The sequence below is a fragment of the Paenibacillus sinopodophylli genome (genome assembly GCF_005930355.1).
GTDB lineage: Bacteria > Bacillota > Bacilli > Paenibacillales > Paenibacillaceae > Pristimantibacillus > Pristimantibacillus sinopodophylli.
In genome coordinates, this window is the sequence record NZ_VDBO01000044.1 from 1 (window position 1) to 1444 (window position 1444).

At 45.1% G+C, this 1444-nt stretch carries 3 protein-coding genes; all 3 read left to right on the forward strand.

Going from position 1 to position 1444, the window contains the following annotated elements; genetic code table 11:
- Positions 1 to 151: 151 nt before the first annotated feature.
- Complete coding sequence (locus tag FGT79_RS30560; protein WP_138756586.1) at positions 152 to 586, forward strand: hypothetical protein; 435 nt, start codon at positions 152 to 154, stop codon at positions 584 to 586.
- A gap of 9 nt (positions 587 to 595) precedes the next feature.
- A complete protein-coding gene (locus FGT79_RS30565; protein ID WP_138756587.1) occupies positions 596 to 787 on the forward strand; it encodes a hypothetical protein in 192 nt (63 codons plus the stop codon).
- Between the two features lie 43 nt (positions 788 to 830).
- Positions 831 to 1444, forward strand: a 614-nt coding sequence (locus FGT79_RS30570; protein ID WP_138756588.1) for a hypothetical protein, incomplete at its 3' end; no start/stop codon positions are given.

A 1444-nucleotide genomic window follows, 5' to 3' on the forward strand; every position in this document is an offset into this window, starting at 1 on the left:
CGCGGGGATATTGACAAGAAGTTTTCCCCTACGCCGCCTACTTACTTCCTGCGGATCGCGCTGCAGGCTAACCGGCAGCGTATCCTAAACGGGTTACAACGCATCATGACTGAGTTTCCGTATCACAATTACTTTCAAGTGAGGTGAGGAATTGAGCCAAAAGCTAATCGACGCAGTTGCAAACATCTTGATACAGGACGATGAATTCATGGAGTTGCTCGAGTTAACGCCATCCTCACCCGTCGAGAGTATTGTGAAACGGATTGTCAAAGGTATTGAGCCTGAGAGTGTCTTATCGGGTGAGAGCGTACCAATGCTACTGATTTACATCATGCCTGGACGTTATGGCAGAAATCACCTTGTCTATGAGGGAAAGTTTTGCTTAGACATATTTGCACCAAGCAGCGCGGATGCACGGCTGATAGCTGAGCGAGCATTTCGATTGTTTCATGATGAGAATCTTAGACAAGCATCTCTAAACACATTTCGGTGCACGCTTGCTTATGATACTGACTTTTCAACTGGCATTACAGGTGTGAAAGGATATAAAGCCATTTATGACGTTGATTATATACGCATGAATTGAGGTGATGGCATGACGGCAAGAACGGATGACAGTAGAGACAAACTCTCCGAGTGGGAGCAGTTAATTGAAGAAAAGATTAAATTAGGTACAAAGCTTGGCCTTATGGGAAAAGGCGCAAAGCTGAAAGAGAACTTTAAGCAAACAAAAGAATATCAGCGTATCAACGAGATCGATGTACGCCTACGGGAACTTGTAAAATAATCTTACAGGTTCCTTTTTCTTTTTCAGAAGGAGGATATTAATCATGGCTGAACCGTTAGTTTTTGATGGAGTAGGAAGAGTTTGGACGAGGGGTATGGACGGATCGCTGAAATGGATTGATGAAAAAGTGAACAGTGTTATGTTCGCACCGCAATTCGCTTGGAATAAAGTGTTTGGCGGAGAATCAGGACTACCATTTCACCTTACAGCACAGGATTTGCAGGACACATTGTCCATTGAGGTTCCACGTTACTCTCCATTAATCGCGGAGTTGTCACAAGGTGCGGACACAGTAGAGGGCGAAGTGAAGTTTGACGAAAATGAAGAGGCCATCCTTACATCAGCTGGTTATACAGTCAAAGCGCCATCGAAGTTCAGCGGGACCTTTATCGCTGATAGTGACGATGTGTACCTGAAATCGCCAGAAGGTAAGTTGACGCAGCTGACTAGGGTTGCTTCCGCACCAACAGCTGAGCAGTACGCCATTACCACTGGCGGAGTCATCACATCGGACACATCGAACAACAATAAAAATATCGTTGTCATCTATAAATGGAGTAAGGCACAAGGCACAAAGAGCAACTTCACAGGCACGCGTAAGCCGAAGCCATTTAAGTTCATTCACCGTTTTGAACTTATCAACGATCGCACCGGACT

Excerpts from the sequence above, each read along its gene's own strand:
- FGT79_RS30565 (WP_138756587.1), top strand. The coding sequence starts at position 596 with ATGACGGCAAGAACGGATGACAGTAGAGACAAACTCTCCGAGTGGGAG.